This is a genomic window from Streptomyces sp., from assembly GCF_050698815.1.
Classification (GTDB): Bacteria; Actinomycetota; Actinomycetes; order Streptomycetales; family Streptomycetaceae; genus Streptomyces.
The window spans coordinates 1-20,165 of the sequence record NZ_JBOHCV010000295.1; the positions used below are offsets into that span (position 1 = coordinate 1).

Below are 20,165 nucleotides of genomic sequence, written 5' to 3' on the forward strand. Positions count from 1 at the left end.
CCGCCGCAGGATGCTGCCGGCGCACGCGGCCCTCTCCTTCCGCTCTCGACTCATTCCTTCCGGCGGTCGCGGGAGAACTCGCCGCTGTCCGCCCGCGCGCACACCTTCTGCCAGAACTCGAGTGCCGCGTACTCCAAACCCAGGCCGAGTTCGAGGGTGACCATGCGACCGGCTACCTCGTCGATCCGGCCGTAGCGCGTCTGCATCTCCTCGTACTCCGCGATCCGCCGCTCGTGCTGCTCGACCTGCTCCCGCGCGAGCCGCCCCACATTCTCCGGCCCGGCCAGCTCGTTGAAGAAGAGCTTGATCTCGGCGACGTCCCGGATCTCGAAGTGCTCCATGACCGGCTCGGCAAGCCAGCGCCGCATCGCCGCCTCGCCCTCCTCGGTGATCAAGTACGTCTTGCGCCGTCGGCCCGTGTCCTCCTGGTGCATCTCCAGCAGGCCGGCCTCCTCGAGGCGCTTGGGCTCCGAATACAGCTGGGCGTGCGGAAAGTTCCAGAAATAGCCCACGGAACGGCTGATCGCGCGCTTGAGGTCGTAGGACGTGGACGCCCCGCGCATCGCGATCATCCCGAGCACTACATACGACGTCGTGGAGAGCCGGACCGTTGACATGCTCCGAAGCATACCGTATAGATTTAACAGTCTGATTCAGACGATCGTGTTCGCACGGTATGTGAGATATCGTTGAGGGCGCTGGTCCACCGCGCTTGGGATGGAGAGGGATGGCCATGGATCTGGGCACGGTTCTGCGCTGGACAGCCGAGCGCTATCCGCAGCGCAGGGCCGTCGGTGGCAGGGCCCCGATGACCTACCGGGAGTGGGACGCCCACACCAACCGGCTGGCACGCGCACTGGCCGATCTCGGTGTCCGCCCGCGCGAGCGTGTGGTGCTCTCGATGGCCGGCGGGGAGCCGCTGGCCAGCCTGCACCTGGCTGCACAGAAGATCGGCGCCGTGTCGGTGCCGTTGTCCTTCCGCTTCGGCGCCTCGGAGCTCGCGTACTGCGTATCCGACGCCGAGCCGACGCTGGTGATCACCGACGCCACGACCTCCGCTGTCGCGACGGAGGCGCTGAGCGGGATGGACTCGCACGGGCGGATTCAATCCGGAGACCCGGCCGAGCCGACGATCGAGCGGCTGGCGCTCACCCAGCCGGACGGCCCCGTCGACGTCCGGGTGTCCGAACAGGACATCAGCGTCATGCTCTACACGTCGGGCACGACGGGGAAGCCCAAGGGTGTGCCGCGCACGCACAGCGCCGAGCACCACGCCGCCGTCGCTCATCTCCTCCAGAGCGGGCAATCGACCTTCGACGCGACCCTCGGTGTGATGCCGCTTTTCCACACCATGGGGCTGCGCACACTCGTCGCCACCATCGTCGGCTCCGGCACATGGGTCCCCCAGATGAAGTTCGACGCCGACGAGACACTCGCCCTCATCACCGAGCAGCAGATCAGCTCCCTGTACCTCGTACCGACGATCTACTGGTCTCTGCTGCGCACCGGACGCCTGGCGGAGGCGAGGTCCGTACGGAAACTCGCCTACGCCGGCTCGTCCATGACGCCGGCCCTCGCGGGGCAACTGACCGAGACGCTGCAGCCGGCGTCATTCGTGAACCACTTCGGCAGCACGGAGATCTACACGTTCACGATCGGGCCCGACGTCGTCGCCAAGCCCGGCTGTGCCGGACGAGCCGGCGTCTTCTCGAAGGTCCGACTCGTCGAACCGGCCCCGGGCGCGAGCCCCGACGCCCTCGTGGGCTCGGGGGAGCAGGGGCAGGTCGCCGTCTCGATGCGCAGCCCGGAGGCGTTCGCCGGCTACTGGCGGCGCCCCGACGCGAACGCCAAGTCCATCCGTGACGGCTGGTACTTCCCCGGAGACCTCGCCGTCGCCGACGAGGACGGCGACCTGTGGGTGTCCGGACGCGTCGACGAGATGATCAACTCCGGTGGCGAGAACATCTACCCCGACGAGATCGAGGACAAGCTGATCCGCTGCCCCGCGGTCAGTGAGGTCGTCGTCGTCGGCCTCTCCGACGACCGCTGGGGCCAGGCCGCCACCGCGTTCTTCGTACCCGACAGCGGAATGGCCCCGGACCACGCGGTAGCGGCGCTGGGCTCCTACGTACGAGAGAGCTCCGGGCTGCCGTCCCTCAAGCGCCCGAAACGGCTCATCGCCGTCGACGAGATCCCGAAGTCGGGGTCGGGCAAGATCCTCCGCCGCCAGCTGAGCTCCGGCGACTACCGCCCGCTGGCCGACAGCGACGCAGCAGCAGACAGGTGACACACATGACCACGACGTTTGAACGGCCTGCGCGGCCTGCCCGCCCGACCGCCCGCATCGAGGACCCCGCGCTGCTCACCGGCAGGGGCCGCTTCCTCGACGACATCGACCCGCTGCCCGGCACCCTCACTGCCGCAGTGGTGCGCAGCCCGCATCCGCACGCCCGCATCCGCGGCGTCAATCTCGAGCGGGCGCGCCGGCACCCGGGCGTCGCCGCCGTGATCGGCCCCGAGGAAGTCACCGCGACCCTGCGGCCGTTCCCACTCTCCCTCAAGACCCCGATGCCGTACTACCCGACGGGCACGGACAAGGTGCGGTTCGTCGGCGAGCCGGTCGCCGTCGTGGTGGCGGCCGACCGCTACCTCGCGGAGGACGCCGCCGAGCTCGTGGAGATCGACTACGAGCCGCTGCGGCCGGTGGTCGACCTGGAGGAGGCGTTGCTGCCCGACGCGCCACGGCTGCACGACGACGCCGACGGCAACGTGGCTACGGATCGGACATTCGAATTCGGCGAAGTGGATCGGACGTTCGCCGAAGCCGACCACGTCGTTAAGGGCAAGTACTACTTCCCGCGCTACTCCTCGACGCCGATGGAGTGCTACGCGGTCGTCGCCGAGTGGCAAGACGAGGTCGACGGCCCTGCCGTTCAGGCCTGGGCGAACTTCCATGGCCCGTTCTCCATGGTCCCGGTGCTGGCGGGAGCCCTGGGTGTACCCGCTTCCCGCGTGCGGCTGATGATCCCGGCCGACAACGGCGGCAGCTTCGGTATCAAGGCCGGCATCTACCCCTACGTGGCGCTGATGGCGCTGGCGTCCAAGTACGCCGGGCGCCCGGTGCGCTGGACCGAGGACCGTATCGAGCACCTGCTGGCCAGCTCGGCCGGGTCCGACCGCGTCATGTGGTTCGAGGCAGCGGTCTCCGCCGACGGCAAGGTGCAGGCGCTCCGCGCGGACCTGGCGGACAACGTCGGTGCGTACCTGCGTCCGCCCGAACCCAGCACGCTGTACCGCTGCTTCGGCAACATCACCGGCGCGTACACGATCGACGCGGTCCAGATCCGTTCCCGCGCCGTGGTCACCAACAAGACACCGACCGGACTGAACCGCGGTTTCGGCGGCCAGCAGCTTTACTTCGGTCTCGAACGGCTGATGGACAAGATCGCCGGCGTCTGCGGCCTGGACCCGGCCGAGCTGCGGCAGCGCAACTTCGTCCCGTCCGACGCCTTCCCCTACGCCACCCCGACCGGCGGCATCTACGACTCGGGTGACTACCGGCGTGTGATGGACATGCTGCTGAAGAACGCCGACTACGAGGCGCTGCGGCTCAGGCAGCGCGAAGCCCGTGAGCGCGGCGACTACTTCGGCATCGGCGTCGCCACGATCGTCGACCCCTCCGCCACCAACATCGGCTACGTCGGTCTGGCCACCCCCGCCGAGCAGCGCAAGGCGGGGCGCGGCAAGTCAGGCTCCACCGAGCACGTACGGATCAGCGTTGACCTGAACGGCGTCGTGTCGGTGCTGCTGGGCACCGTGCCGCAGGGCCAAGGCCATGCCACAGTCGCGCAGGAGATCGTCGCCAACCAGCTCGGGCTGCCGCCGGAGCACGTGCGGCCGGTGGTCGAGATGGACACCGCCACCACGCCGTGGACGGTGTCGTCCGGCAGCTACTCATCGCGGTTCGCGCCGCTGCTGACCAGCGCGCTCGTCGAGGCGAGCGAGAAACTGGCCGAGACGATCAAGATCGCCGGGGCCACACTGCTCGAAGCAGAACCGTCCGACATCGAACTCGTCGGCGGCCAAGTCCGGGTCCGTGACGAACCGGAACGCGCGGTGGCCTTCCGGCATGCCGCGGGGCTGGTCCACTGGGACCCGGGGGCACTGCCGGATGGCACCCCTGCGCGCCTGTACGAGGAGGCGGCCTTCACGCCCCCGGAGTCGAAGGCCGCCAGCAGGACCGACCAGATCAACTCCAGCCTGTGCTACGGGTTCGTCGCCGAACTCGTCACCGTACGCATCGACGCCGAGACCCGGCAGCTGGAGCTGGACCAGGTCGTGACGGTCCACGACCCGGGCACGATCCTCAACCCGACACTCCTCGAAGGCCAGATCCACGGCGCGCTCGCGCAGGCCATCGGCGGCGCGATGTACGAGGAGATGCGCTACACCGACGCCGGGCAGCCCACGGCGACGTTCATGGACTACCTGTGTCCCACCACTGCGGAGACACAGTACGACCTCAACAGTGACCACCTCGAAACCCCCTCCCCGCTCACCCGGCTCGGTGCGAAGGGCAGCGGCGAAGGCAGCAGCATGAGCCTTCCCGTCGCGATCGCCAACGCGGTCGCCGACGCGCTCGCTCCGGCCAGTGTGGACATCACCTCACTCCCCCTGCACGGCAACGTGCTCAACGAGCTGCTGGGCGGCAGCGACAACGAAAGGAACCTGTGACCATGGCACTCACCGGAGGCGAGATCAGGCTCGAGCGCGGCCACGACGGACGCGTCGCCTACCTGACCCTCGATCACGGCAAGTACAACATCATCACCATGGAGACCCGCCAGGTGATGGCCGACCGCTTCGCCGAGATCGACGCCGACAAGGACGTCCAGGTCGTGGTCATCAAGGGCGAGGGCGAGCACTTCTCCTCGGGCGGCGACATCCCCGGCTTCATGGAGGTGGAGCCGGTGGACTTCACCGACCTGGGCCAGAACGTCACGGCGCCCTCCCGCAGCCCGAAGCCGGTCATCACGGCTGTCGACGGCTACTGCTTCGGCGTCGGCTTCGAACTCGCGCTGTCGACGGACATCCGCATCGCCACCGAGCGCAGCGAGTTCGCGCTCCCGGAGATGCGGCTGGGCATGATGCCCGGTTCCGGCGGCACCCAGCGGCTCGCCCGGCTGATCGGCCTCTCCCGCGCCAAGTACCACGTGCTGACCGCGTCCCGGATCAAGGCCCAGCAGGCCGGCGACTGGGGCCTGGTCTCGGCCGTCGTCGCGGACCGCGCGGCGATGGACGCGGAGGTCGAGCGCCTCGTGACGACCATGCTCGGCTACTCGCCGCTTGCGCTCCGCACCGCCAAGGAGGTCCTGGACAAGGGCGTCGACGCGCCGCTGTACTCCGGCATCGAGCTGGAGCGCAAGGCGTACGCGATGCTCCGCTCCAGTCACGACTTCGCCGAGGGCGTCGACGCGTTCACCAACAAGCGCACCCCGAAGTTCCAGGGCAGGTGAGCTGATCCATGAAGGCCGCACCCTTCGCCTACGTGCGTCCGTCGAGCCTCTCCGACGCGGTCGCCGAACTGGCGGGAACCAGCGGGGGCGGCAAGGTCATCGCGGGTGGGCAGTCGCTGGCACCCGTGCTGGCCATGCGACTGGCCCGCCCCGACACCCTGGTCGACATCAACTCCGTACAGGAGCTCGACGAATTCGCCCTCTCCGGCGACCACCTGCACATCGGCGCGACCATACGGCAGCGCCGCGTGGAGCGGGATCCGCTGAGCCGGAAGGTTCCGTTGCTGCGGCTGGCCCTGCCATGGGTGGGACACCGCGAGCTGCGCAGCCGGGGCACCGTCTGCGGCAGCCTCGCGCACGCCGACCCGGCGGCCGAACTCCCCGCCGTGGCCTGCTGCCTTGACGCCGATCTGACGCTGACCGGGCCGCAGGGCTCCCGGCAAGTCCTGGCGGGGGAGTTCTTCGGCGGGGCGATGACCACCGCACTGGGCCCCGACGAGATCCTCACCTCCGTCCGTCTGCCCGTCGCCGCCGCGGGTGAGGGCTTCGGATTCGCCGAGATCGCCCGCCGGCACGGCGACTTCGCCCTCGCGGGCCTCGCCGCGCGGGTACGCCTGCGCGGGGACCGTACGGAGGCGACGCTGACGGCGTTCGGCGTCTCCGACAGGGCGGTGACCCGCGACGTCTCCGCCGAGCTCAGGGCGGCGCTCAGCGACATGGGCGACGCGACAGCGGACCGGCTGAAGGGAACGCTCGCCGCCGTCGTCGACGAGATGGTCGACACCGAGGGTGACGCCCACGCGTCGCAGGACTACCGCCGCCGGCTCCTCCTGACCCTGGCCGGCAGGGAACTTTCCAAGGCATACGAACGTGCCCGCAAGGGCAATGGCGAGGTGGCCACGTGACCGTACAGGAAACACCGACTCCCCCCGAGGCGGCGGCACCCGGCACGCCGCGGCCGGTGAAGGCGGGGGTGGACGACACGGTCGAGGTCCGGATGACCGTCAACGGCACCCCTACCGTGCTCGACCTCCCCGCGCGGGTCACCCTCTCCGACGCGCTACGCGACCACCTGGGCCTCACCGGCACGCACGTGGGTTGCGAGCACGGGGTCTGCGGAATGTGCACCGTGCTAATCAACGGTGAGGCGGCGCGGGCCTGTCTGCTCTTCGCCGTACAGCTCGACGGCGCGGACGTCGTCACCGTCGAGGGGCTCGGACGCCCCGACGACCTGCATCCTCTGCAGGAGGCGTTCGGCCGCAACCACGCGCTCCAGTGCGGCTTCTGCACGCCCGGGTTCCTGATGAGCTCCTACGACCTGCTGGCCAACAAGCCGGAAGTCACCGAGGAGGAGCTGCCCGAGGAGCTGTCGGGAGTCATCTGCCGGTGCACCGGATACCGCAATATCCTCACCGCGGTGGGCGAGACGCACCGTGCCCATCCCGACGGGCTCCCCGCACCGGGCAACTGCGGTCACCGGGCGCTCGTCGGCCGTTCCGGGCAGGGCGGCAACGCCTTCGACGGCCAGGAGGACACCGGCGACACGGCGGCGTCCCTGACCGTCAAGGAGATCGTGCTGCCCAGCGGTGACCCCACCATCGCCGTCGAGATCACCACCGAGGTCGAACAGCCCGAGGACAAGGTCTGGCAGGTCTTCGACGACGTCCACCTGCTCGCGCGGTGCCTGCCGGGTGCCGAGCTCACGGACGATCTCGGCAACGACCACTACGCGGGCCGTGCCCGGGTGTCGGTCGGGCCGATCAAGCTGGCATTCAACGGCCTCGCACACATCGTCGAGCACGACCGCGCGGTCGGCCGGCTCCGCGTCGTCGCGCAGGGGCAGGACACCGGTGGGGCCCAGACCCAGGCGGATATCACCCTGCGTACGGAGGCCACGGAGACCGGCACGGCGATGCACGCCGACGCCAAGGTGTATCTCACCGGCCGCATCGCCCAGTTCGGGCGCGCCCTCGCCGGTGACGTCAGCCGTCGCATGTTCGAGCAGTTCGCCGACTCCGTCGCCCAGGCGGCGACCTCGGGGCAGGCGCCGTCCGGCCCGGTGAAGGCGCCGAGCGCCATGAGCCTCGTACTCGCCCCGCTACTCGACCGCGTCAAGCGGCTGCTGCGCTGGGGTGGGCGCGGGCGCGGCGGGCGCGGCTGAGAGGCAGGGACGGACCGCCATGCGTGAAGTGATGCCGCAACTGCGGCGCTGGCTGGCCCAGGGCACGCCCTTCGCCCTGGCCACCGTGGTCGGCGCGCGGGGCAGTGCCCCGCGTGACCCCGGCGCGGTCATGGCCGTCAGCGCCACCGGTGAGGTCTTGGGCAGCGTGTCGGGCGGCTGCGTCGAAGGCGCGGTGTACGAGGCGGCGCTCGACGTACTGGAGACCGGGGAGCCACGGCGGGAGACCTACGGCATCAGTGACGAGCAGGCCTTCTCCGTCGGCCTCACCTGCGGCGGGATCATCCACATCCTGATCTGGCCGGCTGTTCCCGCCACGTTGATCAGCCAGGTGCTCGGCTCGGTCGAGCGGGAGCAGCCGGTCGCCCTCGCCACAGTCATCGGCGGTCCGGCGCCGCTGGGCGCGCAGCGCTGCGTCTGGCAGGACCGGTCGGAGGGGGCGCTGGGCGACAACGGGCTCGATGCCGCGGTGACCGACGACGCACGCGGCCTGCTGGCCCAGGGGATGACCGCTACCGAGCGCTACGGTCCGCGCGGCCGGCGTCGCATGGACGACATCGAGGTGTTCGTGCAGTCCTTCGCACCGCCGCCGAGAATGCTGATCTACGGGGCCAACGACTTCGCCGTCGCGCTGAGCCACACGGGCGCCCACCTCGGGTACCGGGTGACCGTATGCGACGCGCGCCCGGTGTTCGCGACGGCCCGACGCTTCCCGCATGCGCACGAGGTGGTGTGCGAGTGGCCGCACGACCATCTCGCCAGGACAGGAGCCGACGAGCGCACAGTCATCTGCGTGCTCACCCATGACCCCAAGTTCGACGTGCCGGTCCTGACGGCCGCGCTCCGCACCCCGGCCGCGTACATCGGCGTCATGGGCAGCCGACGCACCCACGCGGACCGCACCGCGCGGCTGCGGGAAGAGGGCGTCACCGACGACCAGCTCGCCCGACTGGCCTCCCCCATCGGCCTCGACCTGGGCGCGCGTACGCCAGAGGAGACGGCCGTCTCCATCGCGGCGGAGATCATCCGGCGGCGCTGGTGCGGCACCGGCTTCCCGCTCAGCGGCCTCACCGGCGACATCCATCGCAACGGGCCCCCACAGACGGCGGTGCCGGCACGGCCGAGGGCCTCCCTGCCGGCCGGCGCCGCCCACCACAGCGGAGACGGGCATCCATCGGGTTGAGAGGGACGGTCATGGATGGGGACACGGTTCACACAGGACGGCGGAGCGCTGCGCCCACACGCGGTGGCGCCCCGCGCGTCCTGCCAGGATGACCGGCAGGTGCCGCCGTGGAGTTGCACCAGCTTCGCTACGTGCTCGCCATCGCCAAAGCGGGCAGCTTCACCCGTGCGGCCGAGGAACTCTTCCTCGCCCAGCCGTCGCTGTCGGTCCAGGTACGCAAGCTGGAGAAGGAACTCGGTGTCGCCCTGTTCCAGCGCCTCGGCCGACGAGTCGAGCTGACCCCAGCAGGGGAAGCGTTCCTGGCGCACGTCGAGCCGGCACTGTTCCACCTCGAACAGGCCCGTACACAGGCGGCGGTACGCGCCGTGGACCGAAGCTGCGTCTCGATCGGCGCACTGCCCAGCGTGGGCGCCACGCTCCTCCCCGACCTGATGGCCGAGTACCGGGCCGCACATCCGACCGTCGAGGTCCTGCTCACCGAGCACAACGTCTCCAGCGAGTTCGAACGCATGGTGCAGACGGGGAAGCTGGACCTGGCCATCACGCGCGCCCCCTTGGCGCTGCCGGGCGTCACCGGCCGCATCCTGGTGCGCGAGCCGATGCTGGCGATGCTGCCCCCGAAGCATCCACTCGCCCACAAGAGCACCGTTGACCTGGCCCAGCTCGCCGGGGACGAGTACGTCGGCATGCGCCGAGGGCACGGCCTGCGCGAGCTGATGGACACCGTCTGCCTACGGGCCGGCTTCAGCCCCCGCGTGACCGTGGAGACCGGCCAGCTGTCCGTCCTGTGCGGCATGGTGCGCAGCGGCGTGGGCGTGTCAGTGGTGCCACGCCTGGCCGCCACGGGCTACCCCACCGCTGTCTCCCTCGACGACCCGTCGGCCCGTCGCGAGCTCGGGGTGATCTGGCGGAAAGGCAGCCGGCTCACGCCCGCCGCAAGCGCCTTTCTCGAACTCCTCGTGGCAGCGGCCGACAGCCACCTCGACCACGGCTCCGCGTGAACAGCGGCCGTCATCTGCACCTATAGGCGCTGACTACCGCGCCACTAGGAAGTTGCGCATCGCGCATTCCGCGAGGCGGGGTCTTAATACCGATTACGCAAGTCTCACAAGGAGGTGGGCATGTCCGCTCCCCCATCCACCGGGCTCTCCCGGAAAGCAACGTTCTACGCGACCTTCGCCTCGGTCGCCGGCTGGGCCTTCGATCTCTTCGACCTGTTCGTCCTGCTCTTCGTCGCCGGCACGATCGGCGACCTCATCTTCCCCTCGCACAGTCCGACGCTCAGTCTGGCCGCCGTGTACGCGTCGTTCGCCGTCAGCGTGCTGCTGCGTCCGGCGGGGGCGGCGGTCTTCGGCGGCATCGCCGACCGGCACGGCCGGCGGAAGACGATGGTGATCGTCCTCGCCGGCGTGGGCGTGTTCACCGCGGCCATGGGCGCGGTGCCGACGTACGCCGCCGCCGGACTGTGGGCGCCCCTCATGTTCCTCGTGCTCCGGCTCCTGCAGGGCATCTTCGTGGGCGGCGTGGTCGCCGCGACCCACACCCTGGGTACGGAGAGCGTCGGGCCGCGCTGGCGTGGCCTGATATCCGGCCTCATCGGTGGCGGCGGAGCCGGCCTCGGCGCCGCGCTGGCGAGCGGCCTGTTCATCGCCGTCAGCGCCGCCTTCCCCGGTGACCGGTTCGACGTCTGGGGCTGGCGCATCATGTTCTTCGCTGGCCTGGTCTCCGCGGTGCTGTCCTACTTCGTGCTGCGGGGCGTCGAGGAATCGCCGCTGTGGAAGGCGCAGGCAGAGGCGCGAAAGCAGGCCGGCCCGCAGCCCAAGCCGCGGATGAGCGACCTCGTACGGGGCGGCCGGGGCGGGCTGTTCGCCCTCAACATCCTGCTCGTCGCCGGCGCCGGCTCGCAGTACTACCTGACCTCCGGGTACCTGCCGACCCTCCTCGACCAGGTCACCGGTGTGCACAAGAGTTCCCAGGGCGTCATCCTGCTCGTCTCCAGCCTCGGCGTCGTCGTCGCCTGCGTCGCCGCCGGGGAACTCAGCGAGCGCATCGGCCGCCGCCGCTCGATGCTCCTCATGGGCGGCATCAACCTCTTCGCCCTCCCGCTGCTGATCTGGCTCGTGACCAGCACCGACCCGGCGAAGACCGGGCAGATCATGCTGTACTCCACGGCGCTGGCCTTCTTCGCCAACGCGGCGTACGCGCCCGTCCTGGTGTTCCTCAACGAGCGCTATCCCACCGCGCTGCGCGCCCGCGGTACGGCCGTCTGCTGGAACACCGGCTTCATGGTTGGCGGTCTGATGCCGACGTTCGTGAACCTGGCCAGCCCCGGTCTCGCCGACGTGCCCGGCCGGCTCACGGGATTCCTCATCGCGGCCGTGGCCGTGTTCCTCATCGCCAACGCGATCAGCCCGGAGACCCGCGGCGCCATGGACGACGAACAGCCCTCGCACCTGATGCCCGAGGCCGTGAAGGCCTGACCACACAGGAGTGCGCCATGACAGAGCAGACCGACCGGGAGGCCCCGGTCTACGACCCGCACACCCGCGACCTCTCGCCCGAGCGCGCATACGAGCTGTACGGGGAGCTGCGCGAGCGCTGCCCGGTCGCCCACGGTGAGAAGTACGGCGGCTACTGGGCCCTCTCCCGTTACGAGGACGTACGGGCCGCCGCGATGGACCACGACGGCTACTCCTCCACCGGAGGTGTCTACGTCCCCGCCGTCTCCGACCACCGCTTCCCGCCCATCGACTACGACCCGCCGGAGCACGAGAAGTTCCGGAAGCTGATCGCCCCGCTCACCAGCGCGGCCGCGGCCAACCAGATGGAGCCGCGTATCCAGGCCACGGTCGACCGACTCGTCGGGAAGTTCCTCGAGGCCGGCGAGGCCGAGCTGGTCGAAGGGCTGGCCATCCCCCTGCCCCTCGATGTGATCACCCAGCTCTACGACCTCGGCCCGGAACAGGCGGACGAGATCCGCGCGTACTCGCTGGACTTCCTGGAGCACGCGTCCGACGACGAGGGCCGCAAGGTCATCGGCCGGGTGTGCGACTACTGGGTCCGGCTCTTCGCGCAGCGCCGCGACGAGCCGGGCGACGACTTCATCTCGCAGTTGCTGGCCATCAACGACGAGCTCGGCGTGAACGACGAGACGCTCGCCAACATGATGTTCATCCTGACCTACGCCGGACACGACTCCACGGCGCTCGGGCTGAGCAACGTGCTGCTCTACCTCGCCGAACACCCCGAGGCACAGCAGCGCCTCATCGACGAGCCGAAGCTCATTCCCACCGCGATCGAGGAAATCCTGCGCTACGAGACCCCGCTGCACTGGTTCCCCCGGCAACTGACCGCGGACGCCTGCATGGCCGGGCAGCGGATGTCCGCAGGCGACCGCGTCATGCTGCTGTTCGCCTCGGCCAACCGCGACGCGAGGGTCTTCGAGAATCCGGACGAGGTGGTCATCGACCGGAAGCCCAACAAGCACCTGGCCTTCGGCGCCGGAATCCACAGCTGCCCGGGCATGCCGCTGGCGAAGGCCGAGATCCGCGTCGCGGTCCGGACGCTACTCGAACGGATCCCAGGATTCCGGATCAACGGTGACGTCGAGCGTACGAACCCCCTCGAAGGCGGTGGCCGGCACCTCGGCGTCCGCCGGCTCCCGGTGACATGGTGAGAACGGAGACCACCACATGAAGATCACGATCGACCCGGACAAGTGCTGCGGATACGGCGACTGCGAACTGGCCGCCCCGGACGTGTTCGAACTGGGCGAGGACGGGATCGCACGCGTGCTGCCCGACGCGGAGCCCGACCCGGCACGGGCCCGCGAAGGCGCAGCCGCCTGCCCGGTCACCGCCATCGACGTCGACACGGTGTCATGAATCGCGTCGTGATAGTGGGCGCGTCGCTGGCCGGACTCTGCACCGCGGAGGCACTGCGCGCGAACGGCTACGACGGTCCCGTCACCCTTGTCGGCGACGAGAAGGTCATGCCGTACGACCGTCCGCCGCTGTCCAAGCAGGTACTCAGCGGCGCGTGGCAGCCGGAACGCACGGCGCTGCGTTCCAACGACGCACTCGCCTCCCTCGACGTCGAGTTCCGCATGGGCGAACGGGCCCGCATGCTCGACCCGGTGACGAAGACGGTCGAGCTGACGGGCGGTACGTGTCTGCCGTACGACGCCCTCGTCGTCGCGACGGGCGCCACACCCCGCTCCCTGCTCTGCGCACAGCCCCTCGAGGGCGTCCACAGGCTGCGTACGCTCGAGGAAGCCCTCGCCCTTCGCGACGCCCTCGACGAGCGGCCCCGGGTGGCGATCGTCGGCGGTGGTTTCGTGGGCGCCGAGGTCGCCGCGGAGGCGCGACGGCGCGACCTGCCCGTCACGCTGATCGAGGCGCTGCCGGCTCCGCTGTCCCGGGGGCTCGGCGAGCGGATGGGCGAGCTGTGCGCCCGGCTGCACGTCCGCAACGGCGTCCGCGTCCTGTGCGGGCGCTCCGTCACCGGTTTCGACGGCGCCACGCGTGTCGAGCGAGTGCGGCTGGACGACGGCAGCAGCGTCGACGCCGACCTGGTCGTGGTCGGCATCGGCGCCACCCCCGCCGTGGGCTGGCTGGCCGGGTCCGAGATCGATCTCGACGACGGTGTGCTGTGCGACGCGTACTGCCGGACCTCGATTCCGGACGTGTACGCCGCCGGCGACGTGGCCCGCTGGTTCCACCCCGGCTACGGCCGACACGTCCGGCTGGAGCACTGGACCAACGCCCGGGAACAGGCCGCGGTGGTGGCCCGCAACATGCTCCGCCCCCAGCTGCCCGTTGAATACGCACCCGTGCCGTACGTCTGGTCCGACCAGTACGGGGCGCGCATCCAGGTCGCCGGACGCAGCAGCGACGACGCCCACGTCGTGCACGAAGAGGACGACGGCGCGACCCTGCTCGCGCTGTACCGCGACGGCGACCGCTTCGTGGGCAGCCTAGCGGTCAACGCCGCGCGGCGGCTCCTGGATTACCGCCGCCTGCTCGCCCGCGGTGCCGACTGGCACGAGGCGATCGCCTCGGCCGCGTAGCACCCCATTCCGAGCATCCGAAGGGAACTTCCATGAATCCAGCACCACTTCAAGGCCACGTCGTCCTGCTCACCGGCGCGACGGGCGACATCGGCGCCGCCTACACCTGCGCGCTCACCGCGGCCGGGGCCCATGTGGTCGCCGCCGACCTGCCCCAGCTGGCCGAGGACGGAGAGCAGCTCGCGGACAAGGCCTCCACACAGGGCCCGGGTACCGCGCTCTTCACCCCCTGCGACATCACCTCCGAGAAGGACACGGACGCCGCCGTCGCACGGGCGGTGGACCGGTTCGGCGGCCTCGACGCGGTGGTGAACAACGCCGCGATCTACCGGACACTCGGCCCGAAACGGCCCCTCACCGAACTGACCACACAGGACTGGGACACCGTGCTGCGGGTCAACGTGCGCGGCACCTGGCAGGTCATCCGGTCCGCCGTCCCCGCCCTGCGCCGGCGAGGCGGCGGACGGATCGTCAACGTCGCCTCGGTGGTCACCCGTACCGGCGCGGCCGGATTCGCCCACTACGTCGCGTCGAAGGCGGCGGTGGAGGGACTGACCAGGGCCGCGGCCAGGGAGCTGGGGCAGTACGGGATCGGCGTCAACGCCGTCTCCCCCGGACTGGTCGATGACGTCGCTTCCCGGGCCATCAACGACGCCGAATACCTCGGCAAGATGCAGCAGACACGCTGCCTGGCGCGCGAGATGACGCCGGAGGACCTGGTCGGCGCCGTGCTGTGGCTGGCGAGCCCCGCCAGCGGCTTCGTCTCCGGGCAGACGGTGGTCGTCGACGGCGGCGGGGTGTTCGTATGACCGTCGTCCCTCAGATCCGGACGTGGGACGTGCCGCAGGACGCCCGGCCCGCCTGCCCCGCCACTCTGCGGCCCCTCACCGAGGTGCCGGCGCTCACTCCGGACGAGCTCGACGCGGCCGTCCGCCGCGCCGCTGCCGCACAGCGCGGGACCTGGCCGGTGGACGCCCGCCGCCGTCAGACACTGCTGTGGCGGTGGGCGGAGGTACTCGGCGAGCACACCGAAGAACTCGTCCACGCGCTGGTGGCGGAGAGCGGCAAGCCGGTCCGGGAAGCCCGTACCGAGGTGGCCGGGGCGGTCGAAGCGCTGCGCTACAACGCCGGGCTCGCCCGCGCGGTCGGCGGGCGGGCGGGCACCCTCCCCGACGGCTCCGAAGCGCATCTCGTACGCGAACCGGTCGGCGTGAGCGCCTTCATCGTGCCCTGGAATTGGCCGTTGCTGCTCCTCTTCCGCGATCTGGCCCCGGCGCTCGCCGCAGGTGTGACCGCGCTCGTCAAGCCCGCCCCCCAGACCACGCCGGTCACCCGGCGGGCGCTGGAGCTGGGGCGCGAGGCAGGCGTCGGCGACGACCTCGTGCAACTCGTGGTGGGCGACGGGCTCGTCGGAAACGCCCTGGTCACCCATCCGCTCGTGCGCGCTGTGGCGTTCACCGGCTCGACCGGGGTCGGCGCCGCGATCCGCGGTGCCGCCGCGCCGGACATGACCCGCACGCTGCTGGAACTGGGCGGCAAGGCGAGCATGGTCGTGTTCGAGGACGCTGATGTCGAGAAGGCGGCCGAGACGGCGGCCCGCGCCTCGGTGATCACCAGCGGGCAGATGTGCATGGCCTGCACCCGGTTCCTCGTACAGCGATCGGTGTTCGAGCGTGCGCGCGACCGGGTGGTCGACGTCCTGCGCGGGCTTCGAGTCGGCGACCCGGCCGAGGAGAAGACGGACATGGGCCCGCTGATCTCCGCTTCCGCGCTGGACCGCTTCTCCGGTTACGTCGACCTCGCACGGTCTTCCGGGAGGCTGTTGACGGGCGGGGAGCGAGTCAGCCCCGACGAGCTGAGGGGACATTTCGTCACCCCGGCGGCGGTCACGGATGTGCCACTGGACTCGCCACTGGTGCAGGACGACATCTTCGGTCCGCTGCTGACCCTGGAGACCTTCGACGATGAGGACGGCGCCGTCGAAGCCGCCAACGCCACACCGTACGGCCTCGCCGCAGCGGTCTGGACCGGGAACGGCCCACGGTCCTTGCGCATGGCGCGAGCGCTGCAGGCGGGGACGGTCTGGGTGAACGGCTACAACCGCTCGTACCCGGAGATGCCCAGCGGCGGATACGGGTCCTCCGGACTCGGCCGGACCCGCGGTGTGGAAGGCCTGGAGCAGTTCACCGAAATCAAGCACGTCCACTTCAGCGGTGAGGAGGAGTGATGGAGGCCACCTGGCCGAAACAGTGCGACCTCCGGGGCTGGCTGGCGCTCCTCGAGGAACGCGGCGAGCTGCGCAGGATGACCCGCCGGATCGACGCCGACCAGGACGTGGCCGCCGTCCTGGAACATGCCGACGGCCGCTACGCGGTCGCCTTCGACGCGGTGCGCGACGCGAGTTACCCGCTCGTGGGAAACACCGTGCCCACACGTCGGCACTACGCCCTGGCGATGGGCTGCCCAGAGTCCGGGGTGGTCGACCGGCTCGCCGACGCCGTGCGCACCCCCCGCCCGTGTTCGCCGACCGCATCGGCGGAAGCGCCGGTGACCGCCCGGCACGACACGGAAGGCGACCTGCTCGGGGACCTTCCGCTGCCGGTGCAGCATGAACACGACGCCGGCCGGTACTTCACGTCGGCGCTGGTCCTCGTGCGCGATCCCCGTACGGGCAAGGCGAACCTGTCGATCAACCGGCTGCAGGTCACGGGCGCTCGCGAGGCTCGGGCACTCATGCTTCCGGGTAGGCTCCGGGCGGTCTTCGCGGAGCACGAGGCGGCAGGCGAGGATCTGCCCGTCGCGCTCTGCGTGGGTGTGGACCCGCTGCTGGCGCTCGCTTCCCAGTCGCCTCCGGCGGCCGACCTCGACGACTTGGAGGTCGCAAGTGCCCTGCACCCGGAGCCGCTGGAGGTGACGTACGTGGACGGTCTGGACGTCCCCGTGCCTGCGCGTGCGGAGATGGTTCTGACCGGTGCCTTCCGCGCTGGACGGCGCGCGGACGAAGGACCCTTCGGGGAATATCCGCGCACCTACGGCCCGGGCGGGCCGGCGCCGGTGCTGGAGCTGTCGGCACGCTGGTCACGCGAGGACGCCTGCCTGCAGACCGTTCTCTCCGGAGGCCGGGAGCACTTCTGGCTGGGCGGGCTGCCACGCGAGGCGCGGCTGGTGCGGACACTGCGGGCCGCGGGGGTCGATGTCTCGGCCGTGCGGCTGACCGAGGGCGGCTCGTGCCGCATGCACGCCGTGATCTCCTTGCGTTCACGCGGGGACGGGACGGCGCGGCATGCCGCGATGGCAGCGTTCACCGCAGTGACGACGCTGAAGCTGGCGGTCGTCGTCGATGACGACGTCGATGTGTTCGACGACGAGCAGGTCGAGTGGGCGGTGGCCACCCGTATGCAGGCCGACCGGGACCTGTTCGTGGTGCCGCGGACGACCGGCAGCAGCCTGGACCCCTCGGCCGACGCCGGTACGACGGCGAAGATGGCGATGGACGCGACCGTACCGGCGGGTGACCGCGAGAGGTTCGCTCGTATGCGCTCGAAGTCCTCGAACCTAGCCGCTCATCTCTCCGAACTCGAGGAAGGATGAGCCGGTTTAAAGGAGGGTCGGACTGCCGGAAAGGCTCTGTTCAGCCCAGATCGTTTTGCCCTCCGGGCCGAACCGTGTGCCCCACCGCCGGCTCAGTTGTGCGACCAGGAGCAGGCCACGTCCCCCCTCGTCCATGAGGCGAGCCGGACGCAGATGTGGTGCCGCGATGCCGGCGTCGGTGACCTCGCAGATCAGTTCTCGGTCGTATATGAGCCGCAGCCGGATGGGTGGGAGTCCGTAGCGGATGGCGTTGGTGACCAGTTCGCTGACCACCAATTCAGCTGTGAACGAGGTCTCCTGCAGGCCCCACCGGGCCAGTTGTCCGGCTGCATCGCTGCGGATACGGGAGACGCCCGCAGGATCCGCGGGAACGTCCCACGTGGCGACCTGGTCGGGATTCAGGGCGCGGGTGCGCGCCAGGAGAAGCGCGGAGTCGTCCTGCGGGTGGTCGGGGAGCATGGCCGCGAGGACGTGGTCGCACAGTGCCTCCAAGGATAGTGCGGGCTCGGCGAGCACCCGGCGGAGCAGGCCCAGTCCCTCGTCGACGTACCGGTCACGCGTAACGACCAGGCCTTTGGTGAAGAGGGCGAGCACGCTGCCCTCGGGCAGTTCCGTCTCACGGGCCTCGTAGGGCAGGCCGCCGACGCCGAGGGGCAGTCCCGCAGGAAGCTCGAGGAAATCGACGGTACCCGCCGGCGTGACGACGGCCGGCATGAAGTTACCCGCTCGGGCGGCGGTGCAGCGGCGGGAGACGGGGTCGTACACGGCGTAAAGGCACTTTCCGCCTGTGTAGGCAGCGCTCCTTGTGCCGGCTTCCTCCGACAACCGGGTGACCATGTCGTCGAGATGGGACAGCAGCTCGTCCGGGGGAAGGCCCATCTCAGCCAACGCCCGGACCGCTGTACGAAAGCGGCCCATGGCAGCCGAGGCCTGGAGTCCGTGCCCGACGACGTCACCCACCGCCAGTGCGACACGGGCGCCGGACAGCGGGATCACATCGAACCAGTCGCCGCCCACACCCGCCTTCCCTTCGGCGGGAAGGTAGCGAGAGGCGACCTCGACGGCGCTCTGCTCGGGCAGCTGCTGAGGCAGCAGGTCGCGCTGAAGTGTTTCAGCGGTGTCCCTTTCCCGGTTGTAGAGCCGTGCGTTGTCTATGCACACAGCACCCCGGGCGGCAAGCTCCTCGGCGAGCAGCACATCCTCGTGCCCGAAGGGCTCCCGGTGACTGCGGCGCAGGAAGATGGCCGCTCCGAGGGTGACGCCACGAGCACACAACGGCGCGACCACCACGGAGCGAATTCCGCGAGCGCGGAGCCGGTCTGCTCGTGTGCGATCACCGGACGCCCACTGCTCGACGAAACGGTCGCTCGTCTCATAGATGGCTGCCCTGCCTCCGGCGAGGCACTCGACCGCGGGCGAGAGCGGCGGGTAAGCGGTCACATCGCCCACCTCGACCAGGTCTGCGGACTCCCCCCTCGTCACGGACTGCAAGCCAGTGCGGCGCATGGTGACGGCCCCAGGCAACGGGTCGGGAGCCAGCTTGTCACCGTCCTGCAGGAAGGTCATCAGATCCACCCCGGCGAAGTCGGCGAGCTGCGGCACGGCGACGTCAGCGAGCTGCTGTGCCGTGCGCGCGATGTCCAAGGTCGTGCCGACGAGGGCGCCTGCCTCGTTCAGCAGCTGGATCCGCTGGCGGGCGGCGTACTGCTCGCTCACGTCCTGCGCCACGAACCAGGCACCGCGCACCCCACCCTGCTCATCCCGAGCCGGCGAAACCCACACCGCCCAAGCATGTTCGCCATTCTCGCCCGGCACCCGCAGAACCATGCGCAGGTGTTGACGTTCACCGCTCCGCATCGCCCTGCGCATGACCTGCTCGACCCGCCCCGGCTCCGGGTGCTCCGGGATCATCTCCGACGGACGCAGGCCCCGTATCTGGCCCTCGGTGAGGCCGACGGAGCGTTCCATGTCGGTATTCGCCCGCACCAGGAGCAGACGGGTGTCGAAGAGCGCGAGAATGCAGGGGATCTCACGGAAGCCCCACCGCATCAGCGCGTCGTCCTGGCGTGGGCGCAGGCGTGGCCGCGAGACCCGCACCAGAAGCCAGTCAGGCCCCTCGGCCGTCGCCCGTCGGCGCGCGAGAAGCGCTGCCGTCACCTCATGGCCGTCCCGGTGTCGCAGGACGGCCTGCCCGTCCCAGCTCGGGCCGGCCACGAAGGGGTTCCTCGCCGAGTCGGCGCCGGTCCCGGCCAGCAGGTCGGTGCCTGCCCGGCCCAGCACCTCCTCGCGGCGGTAGCCGAGCAGGCGGCGGGCGCCCTCGCTCCACCCGGTCACGTAGCCCCGCTCATCGAGGGTGGCCGTGACAGGGGACTTCACGTCGTCGTCCTGCCCGTCCGGCTCATGGGCCGGACGGGAGGGGCTTCGTCGTTGCATCATCGCCGCTCATCTCCTACGGCGCAAGATCGACGGCGGTCCTGCGCCGCTGCTTCCAGCGTGCACCAGGAGAGCGGAGGCGGCAGCTCGTTCGGGCTCTCGTGTCAGCCGGCCGACCGACGGGCTGTCGAGGGTGCCGGGGGCGCACGCAGTCGACGTGGCACATCGTCGAGCGGCCCACCGGGGCCCGCGGCG

At 70.4% G+C, this 20,165-nt stretch carries 16 protein-coding genes; 14 read left to right on the forward strand and 2 right to left on the reverse strand.

The window, feature by feature from the left end; translation table 11 throughout:
* Nucleotides 1-50 precede the first annotated feature (50 nt).
* Entirely contained in the window at nt 51-617 is a 567-nt protein-coding gene (locus tag ACRDP3_RS10610) for a PadR family transcriptional regulator (protein ID WP_431516623.1), read from the reverse strand.
* A 110-nt stretch (nt 618-727) separates the two neighbouring features.
* Between ACRDP3_RS10610 and ACRDP3_RS10615 the strand changes: the two genes are divergently transcribed.
* The 14 genes from ACRDP3_RS10615 to ACRDP3_RS10680 all read left to right on the forward strand — a co-directional run bounded on the left by ACRDP3_RS10615 (nt 728) and on the right by ACRDP3_RS10680 (nt 17,537).
* On the forward strand, nt 728-2,287 hold the full coding sequence (locus tag ACRDP3_RS10615; RefSeq protein ID WP_431516624.1) for a class I adenylate-forming enzyme family protein: 1,560 nt from the start codon (nt 728-730) through the stop codon (nt 2,285-2,287).
* 5 nt (nt 2,288-2,292) lie between these two features.
* Nucleotides 2,293-4,734 (forward strand): xanthine dehydrogenase family protein molybdopterin-binding subunit, encoded by a 2,442-nt coding sequence (locus ACRDP3_RS10620; RefSeq protein ID WP_431516625.1) that lies wholly within the window; start codon nt 2,293-2,295, stop codon nt 4,732-4,734.
* Nucleotides 4,735-4,736: 2 nt separating this feature from the next.
* A complete protein-coding gene (locus ACRDP3_RS10625; protein ID WP_431516626.1) occupies nt 4,737-5,516 on the forward strand; it encodes an enoyl-CoA hydratase/isomerase family protein in 780 nt (259 codons plus the stop codon).
* Between the two features lie 8 nt (nt 5,517-5,524).
* The gene (locus ACRDP3_RS10630) at nt 5,525-6,421 is read left to right on the forward strand and encodes an FAD binding domain-containing protein (RefSeq protein ID WP_431516627.1); all 897 of its coding nucleotides are present in this window, start codon (nt 5,525-5,527) and stop codon (nt 6,419-6,421) included.
* Nucleotides 6,418-7,677: a xanthine dehydrogenase family Fe-S subunit gene (locus ACRDP3_RS10635; RefSeq protein ID WP_431516628.1), complete on the forward strand. Its 1,260-nt coding sequence runs from the start codon at nt 6,418-6,420 to the stop codon at nt 7,675-7,677. Before ACRDP3_RS10630 ends, ACRDP3_RS10635 begins: the two co-directional genes overlap by 4 nt.
* Nucleotides 7,678-7,696: 19 nt before the next feature.
* The gene (locus ACRDP3_RS10640; protein ID WP_431516629.1) at nt 7,697-8,878 is read left to right on the forward strand and encodes an XdhC family protein; all 1,182 of its coding nucleotides are present in this window, start codon (nt 7,697-7,699) and stop codon (nt 8,876-8,878) included.
* A gap of 107 nt (nt 8,879-8,985) precedes the next feature.
* Nucleotides 8,986-9,879 (forward strand): LysR family transcriptional regulator, encoded by an 894-nt coding sequence (locus tag ACRDP3_RS10645; protein ID WP_431516630.1) that lies wholly within the window; start codon nt 8,986-8,988, stop codon nt 9,877-9,879.
* 120 nt (nt 9,880-9,999) lie between these two features.
* Complete coding sequence (locus tag ACRDP3_RS10650) at nt 10,000-11,358, forward strand: MFS transporter (RefSeq protein ID WP_431516631.1); 1,359 nt, start codon at nt 10,000-10,002, stop codon at nt 11,356-11,358.
* A gap of 17 nt (nt 11,359-11,375) precedes the next feature.
* Nucleotides 11,376-12,554 (forward strand): cytochrome P450, encoded by a 1,179-nt coding sequence (locus ACRDP3_RS10655; protein WP_431516632.1) that lies wholly within the window; start codon nt 11,376-11,378, stop codon nt 12,552-12,554.
* A 16-nt stretch (nt 12,555-12,570) separates the two neighbouring features.
* Entirely contained in the window at nt 12,571-12,762 is a 192-nt protein-coding gene (locus ACRDP3_RS10660; RefSeq protein ID WP_431516633.1) for a ferredoxin, read from the forward strand.
* Entirely contained in the window at nt 12,759-13,946 is a 1,188-nt protein-coding gene (locus ACRDP3_RS10665) for an NAD(P)/FAD-dependent oxidoreductase (RefSeq protein ID WP_431516634.1), read from the forward strand. Before ACRDP3_RS10660 ends, ACRDP3_RS10665 begins: the two co-directional genes overlap by 4 nt.
* Before the next feature lie 32 nt (nt 13,947-13,978).
* The gene (locus ACRDP3_RS10670) at nt 13,979-14,755 is read left to right on the forward strand and encodes an SDR family NAD(P)-dependent oxidoreductase (RefSeq protein ID WP_431516635.1); all 777 of its coding nucleotides are present in this window, start codon (nt 13,979-13,981) and stop codon (nt 14,753-14,755) included.
* Entirely contained in the window at nt 14,752-16,173 is a 1,422-nt protein-coding gene (locus ACRDP3_RS10675) for an aldehyde dehydrogenase family protein (RefSeq protein WP_431516636.1), read from the forward strand. The genes ACRDP3_RS10670 and ACRDP3_RS10675 overlap by 4 nt, the downstream gene beginning before the upstream one ends.
* Nucleotides 16,173-17,537 carry a UbiD family decarboxylase gene (locus ACRDP3_RS10680; protein ID WP_431516637.1) on the forward strand — a complete coding sequence of 455 codons (1,365 nt, stop codon included), beginning with the start codon at nt 16,173-16,175 and terminating at the stop codon, nt 17,535-17,537. The genes ACRDP3_RS10675 and ACRDP3_RS10680 overlap by 1 nt, the downstream gene beginning before the upstream one ends.
* Before the next feature lie 6 nt (nt 17,538-17,543).
* Here the strand turns inward: ACRDP3_RS10680 and ACRDP3_RS10685 are convergent, their stop codons facing one another.
* The gene (locus tag ACRDP3_RS10685; protein WP_431516638.1) at nt 17,544-19,973 is read right to left on the reverse strand and encodes a SpoIIE family protein phosphatase; all 2,430 of its coding nucleotides are present in this window, start codon (nt 19,971-19,973) and stop codon (nt 17,544-17,546) included.
* Between the last annotated feature and the right edge of the window lie 192 nt (nt 19,974-20,165).